Below are 1,505 nucleotides of genomic sequence, written 5' to 3'. Positions count from 1 at the left end.
ACTCCTTAGAAAGGAGGTGATCCAGCCGCACCTTCCGGTACAGCTACCTTGTTACGACTTAGCCCCAGTCATGAGCCCGGCCCTCGGCGCCTGCCTAGGGCTACCGGCGACTTCAGGCAGAACCCACTTCCATGGCTTGACGGGCGGTGTGTACAAGGCCCGGGAACGTATTCACCGCGGCGTGGCTGATCCGCGATTACTAGCGATTCCGGCTTCATGGAGTCGAGTTGCAGACTCCAATCCGAACTGGGGCTGCGTTTGCGCGATTGGCTCCCCCTCGCGGGGTGGCGGCGCTCTGTCGCAGCCATTGTAGCACGTGTGTCGCCCAGGCCGTGAGGGCCATGCGGACCAGACGTCATCCCCGCCTTCCTCCCGCTTTCGCGGGCGGTCTCACCAGAGTGCCCAGCCGGACTGCTGGCAACTGGGGATAGGGGTTGCGCTCGTTGCGGGACTTAACCCAACATCTCACGACACGAGCTGACGACGGCCATGCAGCACCTGTCTCCGCGCTCCCTCGCGGGCACCCCCCCCTTTCGGCGGGGTTCGCGGGATGTCAAGGCCTGGTAAGGTTCTTCGCGTCGCTTCGAATTAAACCACATGCTCCACCGCTTGTGCGGGCCCCCGTCAATTCCTTTGAGTTTCACACTTGCGTGCGTACTTCCCAGGCGGAGTGCTTAACGCGTTAGCTACGGCACCCGGCAGGAGCCGGACACCCAGCACTCATCGTTTAGGGCGTGGACTACCCGGGTATCTAATCCGGTTTGCTCCCCACGCTTTCGCGCCTCAGCGTCACAGGTCGTCCAGGCAGCTGCCTTCGCTATCGGCGTTCCTTCCGGTATCTGCGCATTTCACCGCTACTCCGGAAATTCCGCTGCCCCCTCCGACCGTCTAGCCCGACAGTATCCAACGCACCCCCGGGGTTGAGCCCCGGTCTTTAGCATCGGACTTGAGGGACCGCCTACACGCCCTTTACGCCCAGTGAATCCGGGTAACGCTCGCACCCTCCGTATTACCGCGGCTGCTGGCACGGAGTTAGCCGGTGCTATTACCTCGGTACCGTCACCATCGTCCCGAGTTCAGAAGTTTACACCCCGAGGGGCTTCGTCCTTCAAGCGGTATCGCTCGGTCAGGCTTTCGCCCATTGCCGAAGATTCCTAACTGCTGCCTCCCGTAGGAGTGGAGCCCGTGTCTCAGTGCTCCTGTGGCTGGCCGTCCTCTCAGACCAGCTACGCGTCGTCGGCTTGGTGGGCCGTTACCCCGCCAACTACCTGATGCGCCGCGGGCCGATCCCCAAGCGCCGAGGCTTTAGACGCCCGCCATGGCCGGCGTCCACATGGGGGATTAGCCGGGGTTTCCCCCGGTTTTCCCCCGCTTGAGGGCACGTCTCCCACGTGTTACTCACCCGTCCGCCACTGGCCGGCCGAAACCGGCCCGTGCGACTTGCATGTCTTAGGCATACCGCCAGCGTTCACCCTGAGCCAGGATCAAACTCTCCAAGAACAGGC

General features: G+C 63.1%; 1 rRNA gene. It reads right to left on the bottom strand.

What is annotated here, in order from left to right:
• Positions 1-9: 9 nt before the first annotated feature.
• Positions 10-1,500: ribosomal RNA gene (locus Mterra_RS21185) — 16S ribosomal RNA — on the bottom strand.
• Positions 1,501-1,505 lie beyond the last annotated feature (5 nt).

The organism is Calidithermus terrae, from assembly GCF_003574345.1.
GTDB lineage: Bacteria > Deinococcota > Deinococci > Deinococcales > Thermaceae > Calidithermus > Calidithermus chliarophilus.
The sequence above is the reverse complement of the archived record's forward strand: the minus strand, read 5'-3'. Positions and strand labels throughout refer to the sequence as shown.